This is a genomic window from Nonomuraea sp. GTA35, assembly GCF_041950525.1.
Classification (GTDB): domain Bacteria; phylum Actinomycetota; class Actinomycetes; order Streptosporangiales; family Streptosporangiaceae; genus Nonomuraea.
The window spans coordinates 380,958-407,426 of sequence record NZ_JBGNUV010000008.1 but is presented as its reverse complement, the minus strand read 5'-3'; the positions used below and the strand labels follow the sequence as shown (position 1 = coordinate 407,426).

The 26,469-nt window shown below is 71.7% G+C and carries 23 protein-coding genes; 13 read left to right on the top strand and 10 right to left on the bottom strand.

The window, feature by feature from the left end; all coding sequences use genetic code 11:
• Positions 1 to 29 precede the first annotated feature (29 nt).
• Entirely contained in the window at positions 30 to 344 is a 315-nt protein-coding gene (locus ACBJ32_RS33635) for an ArsR/SmtB family transcription factor (protein WP_375130178.1), read from the top strand.
• Complete coding sequence (locus tag ACBJ32_RS33630) at positions 341 to 1,135, top strand: SRPBCC domain-containing protein (RefSeq protein ID WP_375130177.1); 795 nt, start codon at positions 341 to 343, stop codon at positions 1,133 to 1,135. Before ACBJ32_RS33635 ends, ACBJ32_RS33630 begins: the two co-directional genes overlap by 4 nt.
• Before the next feature lie 65 nt (positions 1,136 to 1,200).
• On the opposite strand, the gene ACBJ32_RS33625 is transcribed toward ACBJ32_RS33630, so the two are convergent.
• Both ACBJ32_RS33625 and ilvY read right to left on the bottom strand, forming a co-directional pair.
• Positions 1,201 to 2,241: a DUF4037 domain-containing protein gene (locus tag ACBJ32_RS33625; protein WP_375130176.1), complete on the bottom strand. Its 1,041-nt coding sequence runs from the start codon at positions 2,239 to 2,241 to the stop codon at positions 1,201 to 1,203.
• A 212-nt stretch (positions 2,242 to 2,453) separates the two neighbouring features.
• Positions 2,454 to 3,326, bottom strand: coding sequence for an HTH-type transcriptional activator IlvY (gene ilvY / locus ACBJ32_RS33620; protein ID WP_375130175.1), 873 nt, complete (start codon positions 3,324 to 3,326; stop codon positions 2,454 to 2,456).
• 92 nt (positions 3,327 to 3,418) lie between these two features.
• Here ilvY and ACBJ32_RS33615 point away from each other — a divergent pair, with 92 nt between their 5' ends.
• A complete protein-coding gene (locus ACBJ32_RS33615) occupies positions 3,419 to 4,918 on the top strand; it encodes a hypothetical protein (protein ID WP_375130174.1) in 1,500 nt (499 codons plus the stop codon).
• Positions 4,919 to 5,107: 189 nt separating this feature from the next.
• Here the strand turns inward: ACBJ32_RS33615 and ACBJ32_RS33610 are convergent, their stop codons facing one another.
• Both ACBJ32_RS33610 and purB read right to left on the bottom strand, forming a co-directional pair.
• On the bottom strand, positions 5,108 to 5,836 hold the full coding sequence (locus ACBJ32_RS33610) for a GNAT family N-acetyltransferase (RefSeq protein ID WP_375130173.1): 729 nt from the start codon (positions 5,834 to 5,836) through the stop codon (positions 5,108 to 5,110).
• A complete protein-coding gene (gene purB / locus ACBJ32_RS33605; RefSeq protein ID WP_375130172.1) occupies positions 5,833 to 7,263 on the bottom strand; it encodes an adenylosuccinate lyase in 1,431 nt (476 codons plus the stop codon). Before purB ends, ACBJ32_RS33610 begins: the two co-directional genes overlap by 4 nt.
• 696 nt (positions 7,264 to 7,959) lie before the next feature.
• On the opposite strand from purB, the gene ACBJ32_RS33600 reads away from it, so the two are divergent.
• Positions 7,960 to 8,409, top strand: coding sequence for a hypothetical protein (locus ACBJ32_RS33600; protein ID WP_375130171.1), 450 nt, complete (start codon positions 7,960 to 7,962; stop codon positions 8,407 to 8,409).
• A 429-nt stretch (positions 8,410 to 8,838) separates the two neighbouring features.
• Here ACBJ32_RS33600 and ACBJ32_RS33595 read toward each other — a convergent pair whose 3' ends face one another.
• Complete coding sequence (locus ACBJ32_RS33595) at positions 8,839 to 12,102, bottom strand: efflux RND transporter permease subunit (RefSeq protein WP_375130170.1); 3,264 nt, start codon at positions 12,100 to 12,102, stop codon at positions 8,839 to 8,841.
• Between the two features lie 105 nt (positions 12,103 to 12,207).
• Here ACBJ32_RS33595 and ACBJ32_RS33590 point away from each other — a divergent pair, with 105 nt between their 5' ends.
• A complete protein-coding gene (locus ACBJ32_RS33590) occupies positions 12,208 to 12,705 on the top strand; it encodes a MarR family transcriptional regulator (RefSeq protein ID WP_357884514.1) in 498 nt (165 codons plus the stop codon).
• A 59-nt stretch (positions 12,706 to 12,764) separates the two neighbouring features.
• Here the strand turns inward: ACBJ32_RS33590 and ACBJ32_RS33585 are convergent, their stop codons facing one another.
• The 3 genes from ACBJ32_RS33585 to ACBJ32_RS33575 form a co-directional block, all read right to left on the bottom strand.
• Entirely contained in the window at positions 12,765 to 15,053 is a 2,289-nt protein-coding gene (locus ACBJ32_RS33585; protein WP_375130169.1) for a HelD family protein, read from the bottom strand.
• A 353-nt stretch (positions 15,054 to 15,406) separates the two neighbouring features.
• The gene (locus ACBJ32_RS33580) at positions 15,407 to 16,456 is read right to left on the bottom strand and encodes a TerC family protein (protein ID WP_375130168.1); all 1,050 of its coding nucleotides are present in this window, start codon (positions 16,454 to 16,456) and stop codon (positions 15,407 to 15,409) included.
• A gap of 534 nt (positions 16,457 to 16,990) precedes the next feature.
• Entirely contained in the window at positions 16,991 to 17,731 is a 741-nt protein-coding gene (locus ACBJ32_RS33575) for a class I SAM-dependent methyltransferase (protein WP_375130167.1), read from the bottom strand.
• 320 nt (positions 17,732 to 18,051) lie between these two features.
• On the opposite strand from ACBJ32_RS33575, the gene ACBJ32_RS33570 reads away from it, so the two are divergent.
• Entirely contained in the window at positions 18,052 to 18,813 is a 762-nt protein-coding gene (locus tag ACBJ32_RS33570; protein WP_357884522.1) for an SDR family oxidoreductase, read from the top strand.
• Positions 18,814 to 18,886: 73 nt separating this feature from the next.
• Here ACBJ32_RS33570 and ACBJ32_RS33565 read toward each other — a convergent pair whose 3' ends face one another.
• Positions 18,887 to 19,357: a pyridoxamine 5'-phosphate oxidase family protein gene (locus ACBJ32_RS33565; protein ID WP_375130166.1), complete on the bottom strand. Its 471-nt coding sequence runs from the start codon at positions 19,355 to 19,357 to the stop codon at positions 18,887 to 18,889.
• A gap of 122 nt (positions 19,358 to 19,479) precedes the next feature.
• On the opposite strand from ACBJ32_RS33565, the gene ACBJ32_RS33560 reads away from it, so the two are divergent.
• From ACBJ32_RS33560 to ACBJ32_RS33530, 7 genes are all read left to right on the top strand, one after another.
• Complete coding sequence (locus ACBJ32_RS33560) at positions 19,480 to 20,046, top strand: dihydrofolate reductase family protein (RefSeq protein WP_375130165.1); 567 nt, start codon at positions 19,480 to 19,482, stop codon at positions 20,044 to 20,046.
• A 44-nt stretch (positions 20,047 to 20,090) separates the two neighbouring features.
• Complete coding sequence (locus ACBJ32_RS33555; protein ID WP_375130164.1) at positions 20,091 to 20,669, top strand: phosphotransferase; 579 nt, start codon at positions 20,091 to 20,093, stop codon at positions 20,667 to 20,669.
• On the top strand, positions 20,566 to 20,967 hold the full coding sequence (locus tag ACBJ32_RS33550; protein WP_375130293.1) for a phosphotransferase: 402 nt from the start codon (positions 20,566 to 20,568) through the stop codon (positions 20,965 to 20,967). The genes ACBJ32_RS33555 and ACBJ32_RS33550 overlap by 104 nt, the downstream gene beginning before the upstream one ends.
• 213 nt (positions 20,968 to 21,180) lie before the next feature.
• Positions 21,181 to 22,389 carry a PP2C family protein-serine/threonine phosphatase gene (locus ACBJ32_RS33545; protein ID WP_375130163.1) on the top strand — a complete coding sequence of 403 codons (1,209 nt, stop codon included), beginning with the start codon at positions 21,181 to 21,183 and terminating at the stop codon, positions 22,387 to 22,389.
• 58 nt (positions 22,390 to 22,447) lie between these two features.
• Positions 22,448 to 23,353 (top strand): aldo/keto reductase, encoded by a 906-nt coding sequence (locus tag ACBJ32_RS33540; RefSeq protein WP_375130162.1) that lies wholly within the window; start codon positions 22,448 to 22,450, stop codon positions 23,351 to 23,353.
• Between the two features lie 47 nt (positions 23,354 to 23,400).
• Positions 23,401 to 24,159, top strand: a complete 759-nt coding sequence (locus ACBJ32_RS33535; protein ID WP_375130161.1) for an alpha/beta fold hydrolase — start codon at positions 23,401 to 23,403, stop codon at positions 24,157 to 24,159.
• Positions 24,153 to 25,544 (top strand): hypothetical protein, encoded by a 1,392-nt coding sequence (locus ACBJ32_RS33530; RefSeq protein ID WP_375130160.1) that lies wholly within the window; start codon positions 24,153 to 24,155, stop codon positions 25,542 to 25,544. Before ACBJ32_RS33535 ends, ACBJ32_RS33530 begins: the two co-directional genes overlap by 7 nt.
• Here ACBJ32_RS33530 and ACBJ32_RS33525 read toward each other — a convergent pair.
• Complete coding sequence (locus ACBJ32_RS33525; RefSeq protein ID WP_375130159.1) at positions 25,536 to 26,372, bottom strand: hypothetical protein; 837 nt, start codon at positions 26,370 to 26,372, stop codon at positions 25,536 to 25,538. The genes ACBJ32_RS33530 and ACBJ32_RS33525 overlap by 9 nt on opposite strands.
• Positions 26,373 to 26,469: the final 97 nt, after the last annotated feature.

Here is a 26,469-nt window from a genome sequence, read left to right as displayed (position 1 = left end):
GCATATAACCAGACCGGTATATTCACCGCATGCCCTTCGACGTGCTCGCCGAACCCGCACGACGCCACATCCTCGACCTCCTCCTCCAACGCCCCCACCAAGTCGCCGAACTCACCCACCACCTCGGCCTCACCCAACCCGGCACCAGCAAACACCTGCGCATCCTCCGCCAAGCCGGCCTCGTCACCGTCCGCAAAGACGCCCAACGCCGCTGGTACGAACTCCGCCCCCAACCCCTCGCCGAGATCGACGCCTGGCTCACCCCCTACCGCAAACTCTGGAACACCGCCCTCGACAACCTCGAACACCACCTCGACACCATGGAAGACGACCCCACCCCATGAACGAAACCCTCACCCTCCACCCCGACGGCCGCACCACCCTCACCCTCCAACGCCGCCTCCCCCACCCACCCCACAAGGTCTGGCGCGCCATCACCCAACCCGAACACCTCGCCGCCTGGTTCCCCGCCGACGTCACCATCGACGGCGACCACATTGACTACGGCTTCGGCCCCGACGGCCGCATCACCGAACACAACCCACCCCACACCTTCGCCCACACCTGGGGCGACGACGAACTCCGCTGGCACCTCACCCCCGACGGCACCGGCACCCTGCTCACCTTCACCCACACCTTCACCGACCGCCACGGCGCCGCCAGCTTCGCCGCCGGCTGGCACACCTGCATCCAAGCCCTGCACGCCCACCTCGACCAGCGCCCCAGCCACCTGCCCGAACACCCCGACCCCGCCCACTCCGCCCGCCTCCACGAGGACTACATCGCCATCCTCGGCCTGCCCTCCACCACCGTCGACGGCGACACCGTACGCGTCGAACGCCAGCTCACCCGCCCCGCAGAAGACGTCTGGCACCTCCTGCACGGCCCCGACGCCACCCCCGGCACCCCGCCACCGGCCCCCTTCACCGTCCCCGGCCTCCAGCCCGGACCGGTCACCCGCACCGAAACCGCCAAACTCCTGGAGTACGACACTCCCACCGGCCCCGTCCGCTGGGAGCTCACCCAGGGCACCGGTCAAGGGCCACGCCTCATCGTCACCCACACCGGCGACCCCGCCACGGCCGACGCCTGGCGCATCCGCGTCGAAGACCTCGCCGCCACCCTCCTCGCCTGACGGGGTTTTGGAAAGGAAAGGGCGAGAGGTTCTGTCTACACCCTCGCCCTTTACGTTGTAGATTACTAAGCTGTCAGACCCAGCACCGCAGCCGTCACCGCCCGCGCCCGCCCCGGCGCGACCAGCAGATCCGTCGAATCCGACAGCTGATCCACGCACCCCGTCACCGGCAGCCCCCTGATCACCGGATCCGACACCGACGCCATCAGCGCCTCGACGAACCGTCCCGCCCCGATCACCTGGAACGGCCGGTCGAAGAACCCCCGCACCCCCTCATCCAGCCGCTCCGCCAGCGCCATCCGGTTCTGCAGCGCCGCCACCCGCCCGTACGCCGCCGACAACCCCGCCTCCCGCTCCCGCCACGACCGCGCCGCCACCGCCGCCCCCAGCGACTCCCCCAGCTCCGCCGAACCCGGCAGCCGCGCCAGCGCGCTGCCCAGCCATTTCGCGTACGGCGGATACCGCCGACGTAGCAACAACGCCAGCCGCATCACCTCCCGCGCCAGCCGCGCCCCCAGCACCGCCGACCCCAGCTCGTCGCCCACCTCCCCGCACCGGCCCACGAACGGCTCCTCCTGGCAGATCCGCTGCCACTGGCACGCCAGCACGTACCGCCACACATCCTGCGGATACCAGCGCAACACCGCCCTGGCCGCCTCCAGCCCCCGCTCCCCCAGCCCGTCGAAGAACACCTCTCCCCCGGTCACCTCCGCCAGCCGCTGCCACGGCGCCGACAACCAGTCCAGCAACGACACCCCCTGCCGCGGATCGAAACCCAGCCGGTCCACCAGCCACTGGCCCAGATCCACCACCGTCACCCCGGGCCGCACCCGCTCGTGATAGGCGAACACGGTCGGGAACCCGCCGAACCGGTCCGGCAGCCCCGCCACCACCTTCGCCTCCACCTCGGCCACCCGCTCCGCCGCCACGAACAGCAGCACCCGCGGCCCCCAGTCATGATCCGCCGAACGTGCCGTGTCGAACTCCAGCACCTCCGACCCCGGCCCGATCAACGCGGCACTATGCGCAACTCCCGACACCAGCGGCGCCACCACCTCGCCGTAGAAGGCGCGCGACAACTCGATACCAGGTACAAAATTGGACATCACTCCGTCAACTCTGCACGAGCGCCGCCGGAACCTCATCCGAATTAACGCCCAGCGGGATCGCCCACCTCGATCACCCCCGCCATCCACTCGCGCCATCCACTCGCGCCATCCGCTCCGGCGCCGGCGCGCGGGATCGGCGCGTCCGTCAACGGGCCTGCCCAGGCGACCCGCCGGGCGCCGCGTGATCCGCCTGGGCGTCCGCCGGGCGCTCACCCGCGCCCGGACGGCTCCGTCAGGCTCCACAACGCCGCCACCAGCGGCCGCCGCAGATCAGCCCGCCGCACGCACAACCCCACCGCCAGCGGCGCCGGCGCCGGATCCGCCGGCACCACCCGCACCCGATCACGCATCACACTCGTCTCCAGCACCATCCGCGGCACGATCCCCGTCCCGTACCCCAAAGCGACCAGCGCCAGCAGCGCCTCATGCCCCTCCGGCTCGGCCACCACCTCCGGCCGCCACGGCAGCCGCCCCCGCAACCACCGGTCGGCCGCCTCCCGCACCAGCCCGCGCCGCGGCAGCACGAACGGCCCCTCCAGACCCGCGACCCCAGATCCCGCCGACCCTGGACCCGCCACGAACACCAGATCCGTCACCGCGACCGTCCGGCTGACCAGCGACGCCGGCAACCGGCCCGGGATCGCCGCCACCGCGGCGTCCACCTCCCCCTCATCCAGCCGCGCCAGCGCCGCCGCCGCGTCCCCCGTCCGCAGATCCACCCGGATCCGCGGATGCGCCGCCCGGAACGGCGCCAGCAGATCAGGCAGCAACGCCTGGCAGGCCGTCACCGTCGCGAACAAGCCCAGCCGCCCCGACAACTCCCCCGAATCCACCTCCCCCTGCCGGTAGGCGTGCCACAGGTCCAGCGCCGCCGCCGCGTACTCCCGGAACCGCCGCCCCTCATCCGTCAGCGCCACCCCGCGCGGGCCCCGATCGAACAATCGCTGCCCCAGCCGCGCCTCCAGCCGCTGCACCAGCCTGGTCAGCGTCGCCGGGCTCACATGACAGTCCTGACTCGTCCTGCCGAAGCTCAGCGTCTGCGCCAGATGCAGGAAAACCCGCAACTCGCGATGCTCCTCCATGCCGCCCCACCTCGAACGTTCCGCACCCTGCAACGCCCCGCTGCACAGGTTGCGCTTGCCGCGGGATCGCAGCGGATCCTACAACTGACGCCATGACCTCCACCGACAACTCCTTCACCTCCGCCGTCTTCCCCCTGCAGACCATGGACGTGCCGGGCGGCACCGAAACGGTCCTGCCCGGCGGCCGGCACCTGTTCCCCCTGCTGCCCGCCGCATTCGCCGGCGTCCACCAGATCGGCGTCATCGGCTGGGGACCCCAGGGCCGCGCCCAGGCACTCAACCTGCGCGACTCCCTGACCACGAGTACCACCGGCACAGGCATCCGGATCGCCGTCGGCCTGCGCCCCGGCTCCGCTTCCGCGCCCGACGCCCGCGCCCACGGCTTCACCGAGCACGACGCCACCCTCGGCGACTGGCTCGACGTCATCGCCTCCAGCGACCTGGTCATCCTCCTCATCGCCGACGCCGCCCTGGCCGCCCACCACCAGGAGATCTTCGCCGCGCTACGGCCCGGCGCCGCCATCGGCCTGTCCCACGGCTTCCTGCTCGGCCACCTGCGCGCCACCGGCGGCACGTTCCCCCACGGCCACGACGTCATCGCCGTCTGCCCCAAAGGCATGGGCGACTCCGTACGCCGCCTGTACGAGCAGGGCGACCACGTCGGCGGCGCCGGCATCAACGCCAGCTTCGCCGTGCACGCCGACCACAGCGGCCGCGCCGTCGACCTCGCGCTCGGCTGGTCGGTGGCGCTCGGCTCCCCCTACACCTTCCGCACCACCCTCGCCGGCGAGTACCTCTCCGACATCGCCGGCGAACGCGCCATCCTGCTGGGCGCCGTCCACGGCCTGGTCGAAGCCCTCTACGGGCACTACCGGCTGACCGGCGACGACCCCGTCACCGCCTACGAACGCTCCTGCGAGACCCTCACCGGCCCCATCCGGCAGACCATCTCCCGCTCCGGCCTCGCCGCCGTCCGCGACCGGCTCGACCCCGGCGGCCGCGACACCTTCGACCGCGCCTACACTGCCGCCTACGGCCCCGCCAGGGAACTCGTCGCCGAGATCTACGACGAGGTCGCCGACGGCACCGAGCTCCGCAGCGTCATCCTCGCCGAACGGCGCCTGGCCGACCGGCCGATGAGCCGCATCAGCGGCTCACCCATGTGGGCGGCCGGCCAGGCGGTACGAGCCCGCCGCGCCGACCGGGCGGTGGGCGTCGAACCGTTCACGGCCGGGCTGTTCGTGGCGACGATGATGGCCCAGGTGGACGAGTTCGCCGAACGCGGGCACCCCTGGTCGGAGATCGTCAACGAGTCCGTGATCGAGGCCGTCGACTCGCTGCTGCCGTACATGCATGCCCGGGATGTCGCGTACATGGTGGACAACTGCTCCCGTACCGCGCGGCTCGGCGCGCGCCGCTGGGGGCCGCGCTTCCAGGCCGCCTACGAGCAGATCGCCTTCCCTGCCGCGACCGCGCCCGCCGACGGCGACCTCGTGTCCGCCTTCACCCGCCACCCCGTCCACCAGGCCCTGGCCGCCGCCGCCAAGCTGCGCCCCTCAGTGGACATCTCCCTGCCCGACGCACCGCGATGATCAGAGTGGACGCTCCTGCCAGGTCGACAGGAGACCACCCCGGTTTGGATGGCGCAGCGCGGAGCCGGCCGACGGTTCCACCGCGAACGCGAGAACACCACGACCTCCGCCCGCGGCCTCGTCACGACCCACCGCGCCACTCCGGGGGAGCCCTGAGGAGCCGCCCCCATCACTCACCCGCAGCCGGCATCAGGCCACGTACGCGGCCAGTACCCGCCTGCGCCGGTACCCGATCCGCTCATACACCCTGATCGCCGCCGCGTTCCCATCGTCCACCATCAGCGCCGCCCGCCCGCAGGCCGCCACGAGCTCCCGCGACACCCACCGGCACACCAGCCCGGCCAGCCCCCGCCCGCGCAGGGACGCCCGCGTGGCGACCCCGGCCACCAGCCCCACCGTCGGCGCCGACCACGCCTCCGCCGCCACCGCCGCCAGCACCCCGTCCACCCGGACACCCGCCCACCGGCTCACCCCGGCCGCGCCGGGCACCGCGTACGAGTGCGGCGCATCGGCCGCCAGCAGCTCCGCCACCTCACCCGCCGCGCCACCGTCCAGCCAGCCCACTCCCTCACCGGCCGCCGGTACCCGGCCGGACAGGCTCATCCAGGAGAACTCCGCGGCCTCCCGCACGCCGTCCACCTTCGCGGCCACCTGCCGCATCAGCTCCACCTCGCCCAGCGGCCGGTACGACGGACCCAGCTCACCCAGCGCATGCCGGACCAGCCCGACCGCGTCCGAAGCCTCCCCCCACACGGCTAACCGGTCATGCCGCGACACGTTCGGGCTGCCGGCCACCACCGCACCGCCCAGCGCCCATGCCCGGCTGCCCCCGAGCAGGTCCTGCGCCGCCCACATCACCAGGTCGTCATCCCCGCACGCGGCCCGCACCTCGTCCAGGGAACGCAGCCGTCTGATCACAAAATCGCGCCGGGACGGTACGCTGCCGCCTCCGGATACGCAGCCACGACCTCGCCCACCCGCTGCGAGACCGCCTCCACCTGGTCGGCCGCCGCCCCGGTGAACGACACCCGGTCCGCCAGCAACGCCTCCAGCCGCTCCCGGTCCAGCGGGAACCGCTCGTCGGCCGCCAGCAGGTCCAGCAGCTCGTTCGCCGCCCCGCGCGAGCGCATCGCCAGCGCCGCCGCCACCGCGTGCTCCTTGATCAGCTCATGCGCCTGCTCGCGGCCCACCCCGGCCCGCACCGCCGCCATCAGCATCTTGGTCGTGGCCAGGAACGGCAGGTAACGGCCCAGCTCGGCGGCGATCACCGCCGGGAACGCCCCGAACTCGTCCAGCACCGTCAACATCGTCTCCACCAGCCCGTCGAAAGCGAAGAACGCGTCCGGCAGCGCCACCCGCCGCACCACCGAGCAGGACACGTCGCCCTCGTTCCACTGGTCGCCCGCCAGCTCTCCCACCATCGAGGCGTAACCGCGCAGCACCACGGCCAGGCCGTTCACGCGCTCGCAGGAGCGGGTGTTCATCTTGTGCGGCATCGCCGAGGAGCCGACCTGGCCCTCCTTGAACCCCTCGGTCACCAGCTCGTGCCCGGCCATCAGCCGGATCGTCTTGGCCAGCGACGACGGCGCCGCAGCCAGCTGCACCAGCGCCGTCACCACCTCGAAGTCCAGCGACCGCGGATACACCTGCCCCACGCTGGTGAAGCGGTGCTCGAACCTCAGATGCGCGGCCACCCGCCCCTCCAGCTCGGCGAGCTTGCCGCGATCACCACCCAGCAGGTCGAGCATGTCCTGCGCGGTGCCCACCGGCCCCTTGACGCCCCGCAGCGGGTAACGGGCGATCAGCTCCTCCAGCCGCCGGAAACCCACCAGCAGCTCGTCGGCCGCCGTCGCGAACCGCTTGCCCAGCGTCGTCGCCTGCGCGGCCACGTTGTGCGAACGGCCCGCCATCACCGTGGCCTCGTGCTCCTCGGCCAGCGTGGCCAGGCGCGCCAGCAGCGCCACCACCCTGTCGCGCACCAGCAGCAGGCTGTCGCGCACCTGGAGCTGCTCGACGTTCTCGGTCAGATCGCGCGAGGTCATGCCCTTGTGCACCTGCTCGTGCCCGGCCAGCGCGTTGAACTCCTCGATGCGGGCCTTCACGTCGTGCCGGGTGACCCGCTCACGCGCCGCGATGGACTCCAGATCGACCCGCTCGACCACCTTCTCGTAGTCGGCGACCGCCCCTTCGGGCACCGCGATCCCCAGCTCGGCCTGCGCCCGCAACACCGCCAGCCACAACCGCCGCTCGGCGATGATCTTGTATTCGGGCGACCACAGGCGCGCCAGCTCCGCCGAGGCGTAGCGGCCGGCCAGGACATTGGGGATACGCGGCTTGGAAGTCACGTTCGACAAGTGTATGCACATCACTCCCGCCACCTGACGGCTTCCCCCCGTCGCGGAGGTTGTCTCTGATGCAGTGGTGGTAAAAACAACAACCCAACGCCTTTACATTGTAGATTTTCAGCGGCCAGGACCGGATGCGGGCACAGGGTCCGCGCCGGCGTGGCGTGCGCGCATCTCGGTCCGGTAGGCGGCGCGCACGCGCTCAGCCCCTGAAGCTCCACGCCGGCATCCACATGCCTCGGATCGGCGCCGGTCTCGCCGGCGGTTCATGGGACCGGATCGAGCCACTCATCCTCAAGCGGCTGACCGAGCGCGGGATCCCGGTCACGGTCTACGACCTGCCCTGACCGCCCGGTGCGGGGTCGGGAGACCACTGAGGCTTGCAACGAACGCCCGTCGCCGAGTGGCCACCAGGACGAGATGCGTTTGACCCCAGGCCTTTACATTGTAGATTCATTCTTGCCCTGCGCGGGCGTCCCCAACTCTCATCGCCACCAGCAGGGTCTCGCCGAGGTGGGCTCGCCTGGGACCCCTGCCGTCCCACGATGTCCAATACCGCTCGATGTTCACATGAGCTCGAAATGCCCGACTATTGTCCGGCCGCTGTCCTGGTTGCCGCGGGAACGAGAGAGTTACCTTTCTCGCAATAGCCGTTCTTCGCCACAGGAAGAACCGCGAAAAGGCAGGAGACAAAGAATGAACAAAATGGCATGGGCTGCCGCGATCACCCTGACCGCCGGACTTCTGACCAGCGCGGCACCCTCCGCGGCGACGGCCTCGCCAACGGACAACGAGGTGCACAACACCAGCACGATCGCCGTCGGCGCCGTCCAGGTCTACAGTGTCCCTTCCTGCGTTTACAGACAGGGCTGTTATGACGCCCTGATTCCAGCAGGACAATACTCAGGCTGGCGGCACACCGACGCCATCTTCTACGGAGACAATTATTGCCTGAGGGTACGCCCCTGGCTACCGGGAGGTGGTCTGGGGCCCGTACAGATCAGCCCTGAGGGGCCCGGGTACGCCGTATTGCCCGATGCTCCTCCTGGTTTCGACGTGAGGGCAAAACCGATCGGCGATGCTCTCTGCCGGCGCTCCGCAGAGACCTCCGTGGATGCGGGGTACTTTGTTCAGGCCGAGCAGTAACGCAGACGAGCCAGAAGACACTTAACCTGTCAACGCAGGCATGAGCTCCAGCCCTTCATGGGGCGCCTACGTCGAGGATTTCCGCTTCCGCGCGCTTGTGACCCTGCCGTATGCGGCCGTCACTCCTTGGCTGGTCCGGTCGTGTATCACGCGGCTACCTCACGACTTCTGAGGGAGAGCCGTGGCTCTGGGTGCCCTTCACCTTGCAGGCGCTACTTCTCGTCGTGCTCTGGATCCTGGCCCCGCCACCACCAAGACGATGAGCCGCGCAACGCCCGTCGGATCAAGCGGGTGCGCGACCGCGGTGATGGCGTCCACCTCTTTCCGTGGCCGAACCGAGCTTGCCCGCCCGCCGTCTCCAGCCTGGCAAGCAAGACGCCCGGCGGGATCGAGCGATCCCGCCGGGCGTTCACCACGGCGTCAGCGTCGTCAGGCCGGCTGGCCGGCCAGGTTCTCCTTCCCGGCCTCCTCGCCGCTCCGCTCGCCGCCCTGCGCCCCGGCCGCGTGGCGCGGGCCCCGGTCGCGCTTCCTGGTGACCACGACGTACAGCGTCGGCACCAGGACCAGGGTCAGCAGCGTCGAGGAGATCAGGCCGCCGATCACCACGATGGCCAGCGGCTGCGAGATGAACCCGCCCGAGCCGGTCACCCCCAGCGCCATCGGCGTCAGCGCGCAGATCGTGGCCACCGCCGTCATCAGGATCGGCCGGAGCCGGCGCCGGCCGCCCTCGATCACCGCCTCGACCACGCCCATGCCCTGATCGCGGTACTGGTTGATCAGGTCGATCAGCACGATCGCGTTGGTCACCACGATGCCGATCAGCATCAGCATGCCGATCAGGGCCGGCACGCCCAGCGCCGTGTCGGTCGCCACCAGCAGGCCGATCGCGCCCGTGGCCGCGAACGGGATCGACACCAGCAGGATCACCGGCTGGATGAAGCTGCGGAACGTCGCCACCATGATCAGGAACACGATGGCGATCGCCGCCAGCATCGCGATCCCGAGGTCGGAGAACGCGTCGGCCTGCTCCGCCGACACGCCGCCGATCTCGTACGACGCGCCCGCCGACAGCGCCAGCCCGTCCAGCTTCGTGGTCAGCTCCTGCGTCACCGCGCCGAGGTTCCCCGAGTCCGCGGCCTTGGCCGACACCGTCGCCGAGCGCTCGCCGTCGATCCTGGTCACCTGCGTCGGCCCGGCCACCTCGCGCACCTCGGCCACCGACGACAGCTTCACCGTCCCGCCGGCCGTGGCCAGCTTCAGGTCCTCGATCGCCTTGATGTCGTCCGGCGCGTCCGCGCCGCGCAGCACCAGGTCGCTCGCGCGGCCGTCCAGCGTGATCTGGCCCAGCGGGGCGCCGCGGAAGGCCTGCGCCACCGCCTGCCCGACCTGCGCCTCCGACAGGCCGCGCTCGGCGGCCTCCTCGCGGTCGACCACGACCTCGACCCGCGGCGCGCTGGTCTCCAGGTTCGACGCCAGGTCGCGCAGCCCGGACACCTCGCCCATCGCGGTCTTCACCGCGTCGGTCGCGGTGCGCAGCGTCTCGGTGTCGGGCGCCTGCACGATCACCTCGATGGTGTCGGAGGCGAACCCGCCGCCGCTCGCGCCGCCGACGGTGACCTCGCCGACCCCCGACAGGCCGGCGATCTTGTCGCGCAGCTCCTGCTCGATCTTCGCCGTGTCGGCGTCCTCGTTCAGGGTGACCGAGTACGACGCCCGGTCGGCGCCGCCGCCGGTGCCGCCCATCATGGCGTTGCCGCCGCCGACGTTCACCTGGTAGGTGTCCACGCCGTCCTGGTCGGCCAGCACGTCCTCGACCTGCTTGGCCGCCTTGTCGGTGGTCGCCAGGTCCGTGCCCACCGGCATGCGCTGCGAGATCGACAGCGTGTTCTGGCCGGAGGAGTCCAGGAAGTTCGTCTGCAGCCCGCCGGCCAGCCCCATCGTGCCGATGAACACCGCCACGCCGATCAGGATCGTCACCAGCTTGAACCGCGTGGCGAAGCGCAGCACCGGCAGGTAGGCCCGCTGCAGCGGCGAGCGCAGCTCCTTGGCCTCGGCCTCGTCCCGCTGCTTGCGGGCCTCCTCCGGCGTCAGGTCGGGCGCCTTGAGGAACCAGAACGCCAGCACCGGCACCACGGTCAGCGACACCACCAGCGAGGCCAGCAGCGCCACCGTCACCGTGATCGCGAACGGGCTGAACAGCTCGCCCACCATGCCGCCGACCATCGCGATCGGCGCGAACACCGCCACGGTCGTCAGCGTCGAGGCCGTCACCGCGCCCGACACCTCGCGTACCGCCGTCAGGATCGCCTGGAGTTTCGCCTCGCCGTACGCGAGGTGCCGTTTGATGTTCTCCAGCACCACGATCGAGTCGTCCACGACCCGGCCCACGGCGATCGTCAGGGCGCCCAGCGTCAGCATGTTCAGCGAGTAGTCACCCGCCCACAGCACGATCAGCGCGATCACGACCGACAGCGGGATCGACACCGCGGTCACCAGCGTCGAGCGCACCGACAGCAGGAACACCAGGATGACCAGCACCGCGAAGATCAGGCCCAGCAAACCCTCGGTGGTCAGGCTCTCGATCGACTGCTCCACGTACGGCGCCTGGTCGAACACCACCGACACCGCCGTGTCCGAGCCGTCGCCCAGCGCCTTGGTCAGCTCGGGCAGCTTCTCGGCGACGGCGTGGGAGATCGCCACCGCGTTGCCGTCGGGCACCATCGTCACCGACACGCCGAGGCTGGTCCTGCCGTCGGTACGGGTGATCGTCGTGGCGTCCGCCAGCCCGCGCGTGATCTTCGCGACGTCGCCCAGCTTGACCGGCTTGGGAGGCTTGGGCTGCGTCACCGGCTGCTGCGGCAGCTGCGTACGCCCCTGGGCCTGGGCCTGAGCGCGGGCCGCGGCGGCCTGCTGGGCCTGCGCCTGGGCGGCGGCCTGCTGCTGCGCCGCCGACGGCTGGGCGGGCGTCAGGTAGAGGTTCTTCAGCTTCTCCACCGAGTCGACCCGCGAGCCGACCTGCACCGACAGCGACTTGTTGTCCGAGGTCAGCGTGCCGGCCGGGATCGGGGTCCCGTTCGCCTTCAGCACCTCGGGGATCTGCGCCGCCGACACGCCCTTCTCCGCCATCTTCTTGGCGTCGGGCTCGATCGTGACGACCTCGTCGCGGGTGCCGGTGACCGCGGCCTCCCGTACGCCCTCGACGCCCTGGATCTCGGGCACCACGATGCGGCGCAGCTTGTCGGCCATCGCCCGCTCGTCGCCACCGTCGCCCACCGCCAGCACCAGCACCGGGATGTCGTCGGTGTTGCCCGCCACGACCTGCGGATCCACGCCGTCCGGCAGCGCCACCCTGCTGATGGCCTGCTGCATCTTGTTCAGCGAGGACTCGACGTCGGTGCCGTACTCGAAGGCGACCTGGATCTGTGCCAGGCCCTCCTTCGAGGTCGAGGTCATCTGCTCCATCCCGGCAAGCCCCTGGAAGGAGTCCTCGATCGGGGCGGTCACCTGATCCTCTACGATCTCAGGCGACGCTCCCGGATACGACGCGATCACGAACGCGCCCGGGAACGACAACGACGGCAGCAACTGCTGCTTCAACTGCGGGATCGTGAACGCGCCGAATGCGCTGAGCACGACCGCCACCAAAATCACAAGGCTCCGGTTGACCAGGCTCAACCGAGCAAATGCGGTCATAGGGTCCCCCTCCAAGAGTTCGCCCCAGACTAACACTTTGCCTTGTACGAATATTTAGATCACTCAAGCGTTCCTGATAACCTTCTCAGGAAGCGAGAGGTGAGCGTGAGCAACGAACGCGAAGACCTGATCCTCCGGATCACCGAGACACAGCGAGGCCTGGCACGGCTGTTCGCCCAGCACCAATCCCCCCTGTTCAGCTCCAACCTCACCATGAGGCAGCTCAAGGTCGTCATGGTCCTGTCCATGAACGGCTCCGCCTCAGGCCAGGACCTGGCCCACAACCTCGGCGTCGGCCTCGGCACCGTCACCGGGATCGTCGACCGCCTCGTCGCCCAGGGCCTCGTCAGCCGCCACGAGGACCCCCACGACCGCCGCGTCCGCCGCGTCGAGCTCACCTCCGCCGGCGCCGGCCTCATCGAGGAGATCAACAACGCCGGCATCCAGCAGTACCGGCGCATCATGGAGCACCTCGACACCGAGACCCTGCGCACCCTCGACGACGTCACCCGGAAGATCCGCGACGTCGCCGGCAAGCTCGCCTCGGCCGGCGCCTCGGACAAGGCACCGGCTTGTGGTGAGCTCACCTCCGACAACGGCTGAGCGCCGGCCCCGGTTCCGGGCAGGGTGCACCAGAGCCGGCGCCTTTACGTTGTAGATTTCTAGGCCAGCCGGGACAGCACCGGCGGCAGGTCGCCCTCGTGCACCACCGTCAGCCGCCGCGTGGCCCGCGTCACCGCCACGTACAGATCCTGGCCGCCCATCGGCGACTGCCCGATGATGCCGGCCGGATCCACCACCACGACCGCGTCGAACTCCAGCCCCTTGGCCTGCCCCACCGTCAGCACCACCACCGGCGCGTCCAGGTCCCCCGCCGGGAACAGCCGCGCCACCTCCGCGTGCCGCGCGTCAGGCGTCAGCACGGCCACCCGGCCCTGCTCCCGCCCGGCCCCGATCTCCGCCAGCTCCCCCGCCACCAGCTCCGGCAGCCCGGACACCGGCATGCGCACCGCGCGCGGCTCCGCCTCGCCCTCGCGCACCGACTCCGGCGGCTCCTGGCCCGGCGCGAACGCGCGCAGCACGTCCGCCGCCACCCGCATGATCTCCACCGGGGTGCGGTAGTTGACCAGCAGCCGCTCCTCCCGCCAGCGGCCCTTCAGGTACGGGTCCAGCACCTCGCCCCACGAACGCGCGCCCGCCGCCGAGCCCGTCTGCGCCACGTCACCCACCACGGTCAGCGACTTGGCCGGCACGCGCCGCATGATCATCCGCCAGGCCATCGGCGACAGCTCCTGCGCCTCGTCCACGATCACGTGCCCGTACGCCCAGCCGCGGTCGGCCGCCGCCCGGTCGGCCGTGGTCAGGCCCAGGCCGTCGTCGGCGTGCCGCTCGGCCAGCACGTCGGCCCGCTCGAAGACGCCCGCCTCCGCCACACCCGTCGTGACCAGCACCTCACGCGCGTACAGCTCCTGCTCGGCCTGCTCCTTGCCGGCCAGCCTGGCCGCCACCCGCCGCGCCGAGTCGTCCTCGCCCAGCAGCTCGGCCGCCTCGTCCAGCAGCGGCACGTCCCCCACCGTCCATCCGGCGTCCGGCGGGCGCACCAGCAGCCGCCAGTCCAGCCCGGGCGGCGCCGCCTGCCGCAGCGCCTCCGGGTCCGACAGCAGGCCCGCGATCAGGGACTGCGGCGTCAGCTCCGGCCACAGCTCGTCCACCGCGCGGCGCACCTCCGGCTCCCCCCACAGCCGCTGCGAGGCCAGCTCCAGGTCCAGCTCGTCCAGGTCGCCCTCCAGGTCGAGCGGCTCGCTCAGCTCCGGCTCGTCCTCGATCACCAGCTCCTCGATGTGCAGCGACTCCTCCAGCGCCCGCGCCTCGGCCCTGGCCAGCTCCTTGAGCAGTTCGGTGACGTACAGCTTGCGGGCCATGTTGTGCGGCAGCCGCACCGCGCGCGCCCGCTCGCGCAGCCGCACGCACGTCTCGTGCGGCACCCGCAGCCGCAGCCCGTCCAGCTCCACCACCAGCTCGCCCTGCGGCCCGCGCCGGCGCAGCTCGAGCGCCGCGGCGACCACCCCGGCCATCCGCGCGTCGCCCTTGACCACCGCGGTCCGCGGCTCGTCGGCCGCCTGCGCCCGCACGCCGGGGAACATCTCCCCCACCGTGGTCATCACCACCTGCGTCTCCCCCAGCGCGGGCAGCACCTGGCCGATGTAGCGCAGGAACATCGGGTTCGGGCCGATCACCAGCACGCCGCGCCGCTCCAGCGTGTCACGGTGGGTGTAGAGCAGGTACGCCGCGCGGTGCAGCGCCGCCACCGTCTTGCCGGTGCCGGGACCGCCCTGCACCACCAGCGCCCCCTGCAGCGAGGCCCTGATCACCCGGTCCTGCTCGGTCTGGATGGTCGCCACCACGTCGCCCATCCGCCCCGTACGGCCCCGGCGCAGCGCCGCCAGCAGCGCCGCCTCGCCCACCAGCGCACGCCGGTCGCCCTCGCTCATCCCCTCCAGGTCGAACACCTCGTCGTCGATGCCGACGACCAGCCGGTCCTTCAGATGCAGGTGGCGCCGCCGCACCAGCCCCCCCGGGTCGGTGGCCGTGGCCACGTAGAACGGCCGCGCCGCCGGCGCCCGCCAGTCGATCAGGGCCGACTCGTGCGCCTCGTCGCGCAGGCCGATCCTGCCGATGTAGGTGCTGCGCCCCGAGCCGTCGTCGATGCGGCCGAAGCACAGGCCCCGCTCGACCGCGTTGAGCTGCGCCAGCCGCCGCGCCTGCTCCGAGGCCAGCACCTCGCGCTCCACCCGCGCCTGGCGGGTGACCGCGACGCCGCCGTTCGCGTACACCTCGCGCAGCGTGCGCTGGGCGCTCTCCCTGGCCGCGTCGAGCCGCTCGTAGAGCCACGACACAGTGCGCTGCTCGGTGTCAAGGGCTTGCGCGAGACCATCTTGACGATTAGTCATTCGGTGATATACTCCTAACAGGAGGTCTGTGAGAGCTCGCATTGGAGAATGGCAATGTTCGAGCTTAGACCCGCGCGTCGCCGCGCGCAAACCCCTCCGTCAACTTTCCGCTTCCTCGGCGCCCCTACAGGTCCGCCCGTACGGGCACGCAGCGGGATCGCAGGGAACGCGTTGTCCAGCGGCAGGATCGGTTTCCCGCCCGGAGTTCGGCTCGCACCGTTCGCTGTCCGACGGCAGAGCGCGCCCGCCGGCGCCCGACCGGCGGTGTCCGCAGCCGACCATCTGCATCCGGATGAGACGCCGAAGGCCGTGTCCGAGGCAGGCTCGCCGCCCGGCGGCGAGCCTGCCCTGGGTCAGTTGCTTGCCTGGTCGGCGGGCTCGGACGCGGACTGCTCGGGAAGGGACTGCCCGGCAGCCCGGCGCGTGTCGCGCCTGGACTTGATCATGCTGGCCACCGTCGTGACGGTGAGCACGGTGACGATGACGGCCAGGGAGATCCAATTGTTGATCTCTGGGACCCAGGTGACGTGCTCGCCGCCGTTGATGAACGGCAGCTCGTTCTCGTGCAGGGCGTGCAGGACGAGTTTCACGCCGATGAAGCCCAGGATCACCGCCAGGCCGTAGGTGAGGTAGACGAGCTTCTCCACCAGTCCGCCGAGCAGGAAGTACAGCTGTCTCAGCCCCATCAGCGCGAACGCGTTGGCCGCGAAGACCAGGTAGGCGTCCTGGGTGATGCCGAAGATGGCGGGGATCGAGTCGACCGCGAAGACCAGATCCGCGCCGCCGATGGCGACGATGACGATGAACATCGGGGTCAGCACGCGGCGGCCGTCCTGCTTGATGGTCAGCCGTGAGCCGTGGTAGGCGTCGGTGACCGGGAACAGCCTGCGGACCAGCCGTACGACGCCGCCGTTGGGGTCGTACTCCTCGTCGTCGTTGTTGTTGAAGGCGAATTTCCACGCGGTGTAGATGAGGATGCCGCCGAAGAGCCAGAACACCCAGCTGAAGCGCTGTACGGCCTGTGCGCCCACGCCGATGAAGATCCCGCGCATGACCAGCGCCATCATGATCCCGATGAGCAGCACGCGGTGCTGGTGGATCGCGGGCACGGCGAAGTTCGCCATGATGAGCATGAAGATGAACAGGTTGTCGACGCTCAGCGTGTACTCGGTGATGTAGCCGGTGATGTAGGAGGCCGCCTGGTCATCGCCGCCGAAGATCCACACTCCTGCGCCGAAAGCGGCGGCACAGCCGATGTAGAAGGCGATCCAGCGGGCCGACTCGGCGATCGTGACCTTGTGGGGTCTCCTGTTGACGATGATCAGGTCGAGGAGGATGAGGCCGAGCAGGGTGGCGATGGTGGCCGCCCACAGCCAGGCGGGCACGGACATAGGTGGGGGCATGAGTGCTCCTCCGACTTGGCGTTGACACGTCCGTCGGAGGTCTTCTCCGCCCGCGTCGTCGCGGACCGACCGCACCGGGCCCCGAGGCGGGTCCGTGATGACGACGCGGCCGCGAAGGAGTACTCCCCTCCACTTCGCCTGTGATCATACATACTGAATGCAGTATCCAACATCCACCCCCGGGTGTTGCTCGGGAGTCAGCCTCTTCACGCTGGACGGAGGAAAGGCATCGAGGACCGGCTTGGGTGATCCTTCAAGGCCGCCGTCCGAAGAACGTGCAGGGTGACGATCAAGTTCCTGGATGCGGCTCGCGCCACCAGTGACACTCACCACCCCGTCCCGCGCTGGGCACTGCGTGCCGCCTACGCGCTTGCCTGGCCGCTGCTGTCCTCGTGCCCGTGGAGATCGCCGTTCGCCTTCCCCTTCGACATGGATCAGCTCAATGACGCACCCGTGTCACCGTTCGGGCTGGATCTCCGTCATCGGCGGGCGGCGCCTGACGACCGCATGGCGTACGAGAGCGGCTGGTGGCATCTACCGCGGGGAGCTGGTCTGCGTGCGGCGGAACAGCGCCGACAGCAGGAAGGGGGCGCCGAAGAGCGGGCCGCCCGGTGGCTGGCGCACCATCGGCCGCAGCTCCACCTCGGCGTAGTCGGAGAACAGCCACCGCAGCTCGCCGGGCGTGTAGGCGAGGCCGCCGTGCAGCTCACCGTCGCGGTACAGCTCCTCGTCGCTCTTCTCCGACCCCATGCCGCCGGCCGCGAAGCAGGTGATCGCCAGGTGCCCGCCCGGGGCCAGCACCCGCTCCAGCAGCCCGAGGTAGCTCACCCGGCGGTGCGGCGGCAGGTGGTGCAGGCAGCCGGAGTCGTACACCAGGTCGTAAGGCCCCGCCACCTCCGGCGAGGTGAACGCGTCGCCGCACACGAAGCGCACCTCGGCACCCGCCTCCTTGGCCCGCTCCTCCCCCCACGTCACCGCGGCCGGCGACAGGTCCACGGCGTCCACCTCGAACCCGAGCGAGGCCAGGTGGACGGCGTTCCTGCCGGGCCCGCACCCCAGGTCCAGCGCGCGCCCGGGCTTGAGCAGCCCCCGCTCCAGGTAGGAGACCAGGCTCTCGTCCGGGCCCGGCACGAAGAACGGGACCGGCTTGGACCGGTCGGCGTAGAAGCCGTCCCACCAGGTGGAGGCGTTGCCCGTCCACCGGTCGGCGTCTGAGGCGAACATCCGGTCCATGAGGGCCAGGACGTCGTCGATCGTACGAATGGTGCGGTTCACTCGGGATCTCCAGAACAGGGCGGCCGCCCCGCGCGGCCGAACGCTCATGATCCTACGGCCATCGCCCTCTGTCTTCCCTGGTCAGAGCGCGTTTTCGGGGTGTCGTGGCGGGCCCGGGAACGGCTGCCGGCAGGCGTTCCCGGACGCACGGCCCTCCCCTTCGCGCCGGCCGCTCCGCGCCTGCCGTCCTGGCTCCGGCGGGCGGGGAAGGGCATCCCAGCGCCGCTGGGGCGGCCCGCACGGGCGCGGCCGGCTGTGGTGTCGGTCACACCGCCCCCTCGTGGCGGCCGGGTGGCGGCGGGGTGCTAGCTTCATCGACCATGTCGGACTATCTGCGGGAGCTGTTCTCCCTTCACGGCCGGCGCGCGCTGGTGACCGGCGGCAGCTCCGGAATCGGGTACGCCATCGCCGAGGCGATCGGGCGCGCCGGTGCCGAGGTCGTGGTGGTGGCCCGTAGGGAAGCCGAGCTGGACAAGGCCGTCACCCGGCTGCGCGAGCACGGTGTCACCGCGTCCTGGATCAGCGCGGACCTCGGCGACCGCGCCGACGTGCGGCGGGTGTGCGAGACGGCGGGCAGCATCGACATCCTGGTCAACGACGCGGGCAACAACATCCGCAAGCCCATGGCCGAGCTCACCGCGGACGACTACGAGCGCACCGTGGCCGTGAACTTCACCGCCCCGTACCTGCTCGGCCAGCACTACGGCCCGCGGATGGCCGCGCGCGGCTGGGGCCGCATCATCAACGTCGGCTCGCAGCAGTCGGTCAGCGCATTCGGCGACAGCGGCATCTACGGCGCCGCCAAGGCCGGCCTGGCCGGGCTGACCCGCTCGCAGGCCGAGGCGTGGTCGGCGGCCGGGGTGTGCGTCAACACGATCATCCCGGGGTTCGTGCTGACCCCGCTGACCGAGCCCGCCCAGGCGGTCCCCGGCCGGGTCGAGGCGCTGGCCGCCCGCCACATGGTCGGCCGCAACGGGGTGCCGGAGGACTTCGAGGGCGCCGCGGTGTTCCTGGCCGGGAACGCCTGCGCGTTCGTCACCGGCCAGATGCTCTTCGTGGACGGCGGCTTCGCCGTCCACTAGCCGGGCCGATCGCTGGTCCCCGGCCGAACCGCCGTTGACGCAGCGAAGGGGGCGGGCGCCTTTACATTGTAGATCAGGTACGGCGGAACTCCCGCTCCCCCACCCCCTCGCGCCAGGCGGCGATGACGATCTCGTTGCCCTGCACCCTGGTCCAGGCCACCTCGGTCAGCTCGATCCGGAACAGGTGCGAGTCGGCCTCGATCGGGCCGAACGAGGCCAGCACCGCGGCGTCGGTGATCTCCACCGCTCGCCCGGACAGCTTCAGGTCCCCCTCCCATGAGGACGGGTCGGCCTGGTCGGGGTCGCGCGAGGTGACGTGGATGGCCATGCGCGGATCGCGGCGCAGGTCGGCGGCCTTCACCGCGCGGGACATCGAGCCCGTCCACAGCTCGCCGTCCTTGAAGCTCGTCTCGATGCCGCTCACCCTGGGCGAGCCGTCCTTGCGCAAGGTCGCCAGGACCTTGTGCGTGTAGGTGTCCATCAGCCGGCGGGCGGCCTTGGCCAGCTCCGGCGCCTGGGTCTCGAACTCCTGCCATGAAGCCATGCCCCCCATCATGGCGGCCCGGGCCGGCCGAGTCGCCCCGTTCCTGAATGTGCGTTTACAAACCCTTCCGGGCTCGCTACGTTAATAAACGAAGAGTCATTTACTAACGGGGAGACGCACACATGACTGCAGGCCGTCCGTTCACGTGCTCGGTGTTCATCGGGATCAGCCTCGACGGGTTCATCGCCCGCGAGGACGGGGATCTCCACTGGCTCACCAGCAGAGGCGAGGCCGCCGGGGGCGATCTGGGCTACCAGGAGTTCATCGACGGCATCGACACCGTCGTCATGGGACGCGGCACCTACGAGCCGGGCCTGACCTACGACCCGTGGCCGCACGAGGGGCGGCACTGCGCCGTCCTCAGCAGCAGCCTTCCGCTCGACGCCGACCCGCGCGTCACCGTCCACCGCGATCTCGGCACGCTGCTGCGCGCGCTGGAGGAACGGGGCACGAAGAGCGTGTACGTGGACGGCGGGCAGGTGATCCGCACGTTCCTGCGCGAGGGGCTGATCGACGAGCTGACCATCACCACGGTGCCGGTGCTGATCGGCACGGGGTTGCCGCTGTTCGGGCCGGTCGGCCGGGACGTGCCGCTCACGCACGTGTCGACCAGGGTGTTCGGGGCGGGTGTGGTGCAGTCCACCTACGCCGTCGAGCAGTCCGCCAACGCCGCCGGGCGGGAGGTCTGAGCACCTGGGCCACCGGGTGGAAGGCGTGAGACAGAATCAAGACCGTGATCGACATCACGGCTGATCTCGTACGGGCTCTGGTCGCCGAGCAGTTCCCCGCCTGGGCCCACCTGCCGGTGATACCCGTGGCCCGCCAGGGCTGGGACAACCGGACGTTCCGGCTCGGCGACCGGCTGGCCGTGCGCCTGCCCAGCGACGACGCGTACGTGGAAGGTGTCGGGAAGGAGGACCGCTGCCTGCCGCTGCTGGCCGGGCGCCTGCCGCTGCCCGTGCCCACGCCCGTCGCGACCGGCCGCCCCGGAGCGGGATACCCGTACCCCTGGTCGGTGCGGCGGTGGCTGCCCGGGGACACCGTGGAAGGCGCCGCGGACGTCGACCGGTCGGCGCTGGCCCGTGACCTCGGGGCCTTCCTGTCGGCGCTCCGTGCCGTCCACGCGGAGCACGGGCCCGCCGCCGGAGCGCACTCGCACCGGCGCGGCCGCCATCCGGCTGTCCTGGACGGCGAGGTCGAAGAGGCCCCTGCGCAGGCTGGACGGCGACGTCGACGCCGCCGCGTGCCGGGCCGTCTGGGCGGACGCGGTGGACTCGGCCTGGAGGGAGGCTCCGGTGTGGTTCCACGGTGACGTCGCGCCCGGCAACCTGCTCGTCCGCCGCGGGCGGCTGTCGGCGGTCATCGACTTCGGCACCTGCGGGGTCGGCGATCCCGCCTGCGACCTGGTCATGGCCTGGACCTACTTCGACGGCCCCGAGCGGCAGGTCTTCCGCGAGGCGGCCGGGCTGCCCGCCGACGCCTGGCGGCGGGCCCGCGGGTGGGCGCTGTGGAAGGCACTGGCGACGATGGCCGGCCTGTCCAGCCCCGATCCGGAGGGTTTCCAGCGCGGGGTGCTCGGCCGCGTGATCGAGGACCCGGTGGCGGTCTGACGGGGCCCGGCGCCAGGATCCGGCGCACACGACTCGGCGCCGGATCCTGGCGCCGGCATCCTGGGTGACGACCACGACCGGCTGACGGCCACGACAGCGTGACGGGCGCGGCGCACGTCGGATGATGCGCCCGTCCTGCCGTCTCGGCGGAGACGTACCGCCTAGGGATGGGTAGGAGGCCGGGGATGGAAGTGACAGGCGAGGGGTGAGGACGTGCGGAGCGACGGTGAGCGCGCCCTTGGCGGCCTGCTGGAGGCCATGCACCTGGCCGGGATGGAGGACCTGCCTGCCCAGGTGGCCGAGCACGCCCGCCTGTCCGGGTTCGCCCACGTCATGATCTACGTGACCGACCTGCAGGAGCAGCTTCTCGTGCCGCTGCCGGGCCAGCACGACACCGCCGGCGAGCCGCTGGAGACCCTGCGCATCGACGCGACCATGCCGGGCCGGGCCTTCCGCGCGGTGACGATCATCCGCGGCCGCTCGCCGAAGGACGGCCGGACGCCGCTGCTGTGGGTGCCGCTGCTGGACGGCACCGAGCGGATCGGCGTGCTCGGGCTGATCGCGCCACAGGACGACGAGCTCGCCGAGACCCGGGCCAAGGACCTGGCGTCCCTGGTGGCGGTGCTGGTGGTCAGCAAGCGGCCGCACAGCGACTCCTTCGCCCGGCTGGTACGCGCCCGCCCGCTGACCCTGTCGGCCGAGGTGTTGTGGAACCTGCTGCCGCCGGGCACGTTCGCCAACGACGACGTCGTGGTCAGCGCCGCGCTGGAGCCCGCGTACGAGATGGGCGGCGACGCCTTCGACTACGCGCTCGACAGCGGCACCCTGCACGTGTCGATCTTCGACGCCATGGGACACGACACCTCCGCCGGGCTGACCGCCTCCATCGCCATGGCCGCCTGCCGGAACAACCGCAGGCAGGGCATGGGGCTCGCCGCGATCGGTGAGGCGATCGACGTGGCGATCAGGGAGGAGTTCACCGGCCGCTTCGCCACCGGCATCCTGGCCCAGCTCGACCTGCGCTCGGGGCTGCTGAGCTGGATCAACCGGGGGCACCACCCGCCGCTGGTGCTGCGCGAGGGCCACCTGGTGGCGAGCCTGGAAAGCGAGCCGGACCCGCCGATGGGCTTCGGCATGGACGCCTCCACCGGGCTGCTGCGCTACCAGCTCCAGCCCGGTGACCGGCTGCTGTTCTACACCGACGGCGTCATCGAGGCGCAGAGCCCGCAAGGGGAGCTGTTCGGGCTGGAGCGGTTCATCGACTTCGTGGTGCGGTGGGAGGCCGACGGGGTGTCGGCGCCGGAGACGCTGCGGCGGCTCATCCAGGCCATCCTGGCGCACCAGCACGGCCGGCTGCAGGACGACGCGACCGTGGTGACGGTGGAGTGGCAGACGCGGCGCCGCTTCCAGCTCGTCCTCTGACCCGGGCACATGGGATGATCGTCCGGAAACCGTACGATCACGAAGGAAGGCGGACACGGTGCCAGAGCAGCAGGCGCGCCGCGTGCCCGGGACGGACACCCCCCTGGAGGCGATCACCCTCGGCACGTCGGCGCTGGGCCGCGAACCCGGCGGCGAAGAACTGGCGCGGGCGCTGGTGTCCGGCCGGTTCCGGCAGCTCGACACCTCCAACGAGTACGCCGGCGGGCGCAGCGAGACGCTGATCGGGCAGGTGCTCGGCACGGCCGTCGGGGTGACCGTCTTCTCCAAGGCCGACCGGGACCCGGACACGGGCGTGTTCGACGGCGACCGGGTGATGCGCTCGTTCGAGGAGACCGTCTCCCGGCTCGGCGTCGGCACGCTGCCCATCTACCACCTGCACGACCCGTTCACGATCACGGTGCGGGAGGCGATGGCGCCGGGCGGCGCGGTGCCGGCCCTGGTGTCGCTGCGCGAGCAGGGGCTGGTCGGCGCCATCGGCATCGCCGCCGCCGGGGGGACGCTGGTGGAGGACTACATCCGCACGGACGCGTTCGACGCGGTGCTCACCCACAACCGGTACACGCTGGTGGACCGGGGCGCCGAGGACATCCTGCGGCTGGCGACCGAGCGGCGGATGACGGTCTTCAACGCCGCGCCCTTCGGCGGCGGGATCCTGTCGGGTTCGCCGCGGCACGCCTCGCGGTACGGGTACCGGCCGATCTCGCCGGAGTTCGGGCGGCACGTGGAGCGGGTGCGGGAGCTGTGCGAGCGGTGGGAGATCGCGCTCCCCGCGGCCGCCCTGCACTTCTCGCTGCGGGAGCCGCGGGTGCACTCCACGGTGGTGGGGATCACCTCGGTGGAGCGGCTGGAGGCCCTGGACGCGCTGGTGGACGCGGTGATCCCGGACGGGTTCTGGGACGAGCTGCGGGCGCTGGGCGCGCCGCCGCCGTCACCGGTGGACTGACCGATCACGGTTCGGGTAGGAGGGCGGCTCCCTGTGGAAGGAGAGGCGTGCCGCTCGAATCGCTGGTCCGCACCGCCCTCGGCATGAAGCTGGCGGTGTGGCGAAGTCACGGGCCCGGGCCCGCCGTGGTGTGCGTGCACGGCGCCGGGGTGTCGAGCCGGGAGTTGCTGCCGTTCGTGCGGGCCATGGGGGTCACGCACGACGCCTGGAGCCTGGACCTGCCCGGGTTCGGGCGCAGCGAGAAGCCGCGGGCGCCGCTGACGCTGACGGCGCTCGCCGACACGGTGGCCGACTGGCTGGCCGCCAGCGGGCTGGAGCGGCCGTGCCTGCTGGGCGGGTCGTTCGGATGCCAGGTGGCGGTGGACGTGGCGGCCAGGCATCCGGGCGCGGCGGGCGCGCTGGTGCTGGTGGGGCCGACCGTGGACGCGCGGGGCCGGAGCCCGGCGCGGCTGGTCGGCCAGTGGCTGCGCAACTCGGTCCGGGAGAGCCCGCGCATGCTGCCGCTGAACGTGGCCGACTACGCCGACGCCGGGCCGCGCCAGGTGCTGGCCAGCTTCGGCACCTCGATGCGCGACCGGATCGAGGACAAGCTGCCCCACGTCACCGTGCCCGCCCTGGTGGTGCGGGGCGGCAAGGACCGGATGGTCAGCCAGGCGTGGGCCGAGGAGGTGACCCGGCTGCTGCCGCGGGGGCGGCTGGTGGTCATGGACGGGCTGCCGCACATGGTGCCGTACAAGGACCCGGAGGGGCTGGCGCGCGAGGTGGCGGCGTTCCTGCAGACGGCGTTGCTGGAGGCGGAATGGTGAAGCCGCAGAAGGCGGTGGCGTCGTTCGACTCGGCCACCGGGATGTTGCGGGCCCTGTCGCGGTTCCTGCGCGACCAGGACGTGCCGATGCTCGGGCAGGCGCCGGGCGCGCTGGAGCCGGTGGCCGCCGCCGTGGCGGGCGCGGCGGCGCGGCTGCCGAGGGCGGCCAAGGAGAAGGCGTACGCGGTGAGCGGCTGGGCCGAGGCGGTGCCGCTGCGCCGCGTGCCGGAGATCCGCTCGCAGGAGCTGGCACGCTGGGTGAGCGGGCACTACCCGCGGGGGCCGTACCCGGTGGCGTTCGTCGGGTCGTCCAACGGCGCGCTGGTGCACCTGGCGGCGGCGCTGCGGGCGCCGTGGCTGCCGCAGACGCTGCTGCTGCCGGTGCGCCGCCGCGGCGTCGGCCCCGACGACCCGCAGGGCGACCTGCGCGCGACCCGGGCGGCCGGCGAGGCGCTGCTGGCGGCCAACCCGGACCTGGTGCTGCATCACATGCACGACGCCAACCAGGACCGGCTGATGATCGCGGGCATGACGTACTTCCGGGTGAAGTGGCGCAGGCTGCCCGAGGCCTACCGGCGGTTCCTGGAGGAGTCGCTGCCGGCGGGCGCGACGCTGGTCGTGCCGGAGTGCGGGCTGCGCTGGCCGGTCACCCGCGTGGGGCCGCGCTACGTGTTCCAGCACGGCGCGCTGGGCGGCGCCACCCGGGAGGAGTACGAGCACGGCGGGCCGCGCGTGGCCGGCTACCTCAGCCGGTACGGCGCCGGGAGAGAGCGGTGGGACTACCCTCCGGCCGACGGCGAGAGCCCGGAGGCGGAGTGGGGGTTCGAGCCCGAGCTGCTCGCCGACCTGGAGGAGCTGGCGGCGCGCAACGGGTGGCGGCTGGCGCGGATGCGCTTCTCCGAGCCGGAGGACCTGAGCCCGGTCGTGGCCGACCTGTACCGCGACTGGTACCGGCGGCGGGGGCTGCCCGGCGACCGGCTGCTCGTGGAGTGTTTCCTGCTGCTGGAGCCGTGGTGGGCACTGCGCAGCGGGTCGGTGCCGTACTGGATGGTGTTCAACGCCGAGCAGTCGCACGCGCGGGCCATGGCCTACCTGGACGGGGCCGATCCGTTCGACGAGATCAGGCTCATGCTGTTCTCGCACGGGGTGGAGTCGGTGGGGCTGGCCGGCGTCGGGGACTGGCGGCGGCTGCTGGAGCGGGCGCGCAAGATCGGGGTGTTCACCGGGGTGGACACGCGGACCTACCCCCGCGACTTCGCCGGGCTGATCCGCGCGCACCGGGAGCTGTCCAGGATCCGGACGACGTATCCGATGCCGTTGCCGCTGGAGTGGGAGGCGGCCGAGGAGTTCCTGGGCAAGCGGGAGGAGATCGACTGGTCAGGGTGAGGGCAGCAGTCCCTCGTGCCGGACGTGCCAGGTGCCGGGGAAGCCGGGGGTGCGCGGGCCGGCGTCCCAGCCCCTGGCCATGAGCGCGACCGCGGCCAGCAGGCCGCCGTTGCCGGGCAGGTAGACGGGCAGGGCGGCGGTCTGGAAGTTGTGCCCGTTGGGCAGGTAGGTGTTCTTGGCCGTGGGCATGAGCAGCGCCTCGACGGCGGTGCGCGGGTCGCCGAGGCGGGTGGCGGTCATGGCGATGGCCGGGTAGTCCCACCCCCAGGTGCTGTCCCAGTCCCAGGTGCTGTCCCAGTCCCAGGTGCTGTCCCAGTCCCAGGTGCTGTCCCAGTCCCAGCCGGACAGCGCGTCGTGCAGGGTGGCGCGCATCGTGGCGGCGTAGATGAGGCGGGTCGGGGGTACGAGGCCGAGCGCGTACAGCATGGAGGGGTGGTCGTCGCGCACCGTGTACGGCGGCGCGGCCATCGCCGCGTACACGCCGCCGCGCACCAGGGGCCTGGCCATGCCCGCGGCCACCTCGGCCCAGCGGGGCTCGGGCGCCAGCCCCAGCAGGCGCCGCCACCGCTGGGCCACCTCCAGGGCCCACGACCAGTAGGCCAGCTCGAACGTCGGGTTCGCCGCGCGGGCGCGTACCGCGGCGTACGACTCCTGGGCGGGCACCAGCGGCGGCCCCAGCCCGTACCCGCCGGGTCCCTCGACGGCGAACGCCGCCATGAACGCGGCGGTCTCCAGCACCAGATCGGCGTAGCGGCCGAGGGCGTGGCGGGTGCCGGCGGCGCGCCGCACCAGCTCGGCCAGGAAGATCGGGTGCGGCTGCTGCCACACCAGGAACGGCCCGATCGGGCTGGGGCTCTCCCGCCCGTCCGGGCCGGTCTGCTTGGGCCAGCGCGCCCCCGGGCAGCCCTGGGCGCGGGCGGTCCCG

Coding starts and splice junctions, on each gene's coding strand:
- ACBJ32_RS33600 (WP_375130171.1), top strand. CDS start 7,960: ATGAACAAAATGGCATGGGCTGCCGCGATCACCCTGACCGCCGGACTT.
- ilvY (WP_375130175.1), bottom strand. CDS start 3,326: ATGGAGGAGCATCGCGAGTTGCGGGTTTTCCTGCATCTGGCGCAGACG.
- ACBJ32_RS33585 (WP_375130169.1), bottom strand. CDS start 15,053: ATGACTAATCGTCAAGATGGTCTCGCGCAAGCCCTTGACACCGAGCAG.
- ACBJ32_RS33565 (WP_375130166.1), bottom strand. CDS start 19,357: ATGGCTTCATGGCAGGAGTTCGAGACCCAGGCGCCGGAGCTGGCCAAG.
- ACBJ32_RS33615 (WP_375130174.1), top strand. CDS start 3,419: ATGACCTCCACCGACAACTCCTTCACCTCCGCCGTCTTCCCCCTGCAG.
- ACBJ32_RS33580 (WP_375130168.1), bottom strand. CDS start 16,456: ATGCCCCCACCTATGTCCGTGCCCGCCTGGCTGTGGGCGGCCACCATC.
- ACBJ32_RS33530 (WP_375130160.1), top strand. CDS start 24,153: ATGGTGAAGCCGCAGAAGGCGGTGGCGTCGTTCGACTCGGCCACCGGG.
- ACBJ32_RS33625 (WP_375130176.1), bottom strand. CDS start 2,241: ATGTCCAATTTTGTACCTGGTATCGAGTTGTCGCGCGCCTTCTACGGC.
- ACBJ32_RS33560 (WP_375130165.1), top strand. CDS start 19,480: ATGACTGCAGGCCGTCCGTTCACGTGCTCGGTGTTCATCGGGATCAGC.
- ACBJ32_RS33635 (WP_375130178.1), top strand. CDS start 30: ATGCCCTTCGACGTGCTCGCCGAACCCGCACGACGCCACATCCTCGAC.
- ACBJ32_RS33630 (WP_375130177.1), top strand. CDS start 341: ATGAACGAAACCCTCACCCTCCACCCCGACGGCCGCACCACCCTCACC.
- ACBJ32_RS33570 (WP_357884522.1), top strand. CDS start 18,052: ATGTCGGACTATCTGCGGGAGCTGTTCTCCCTTCACGGCCGGCGCGCG.
- ACBJ32_RS33595 (WP_375130170.1), bottom strand. CDS start 12,102: ATGACCGCATTTGCTCGGTTGAGCCTGGTCAACCGGAGCCTTGTGATT.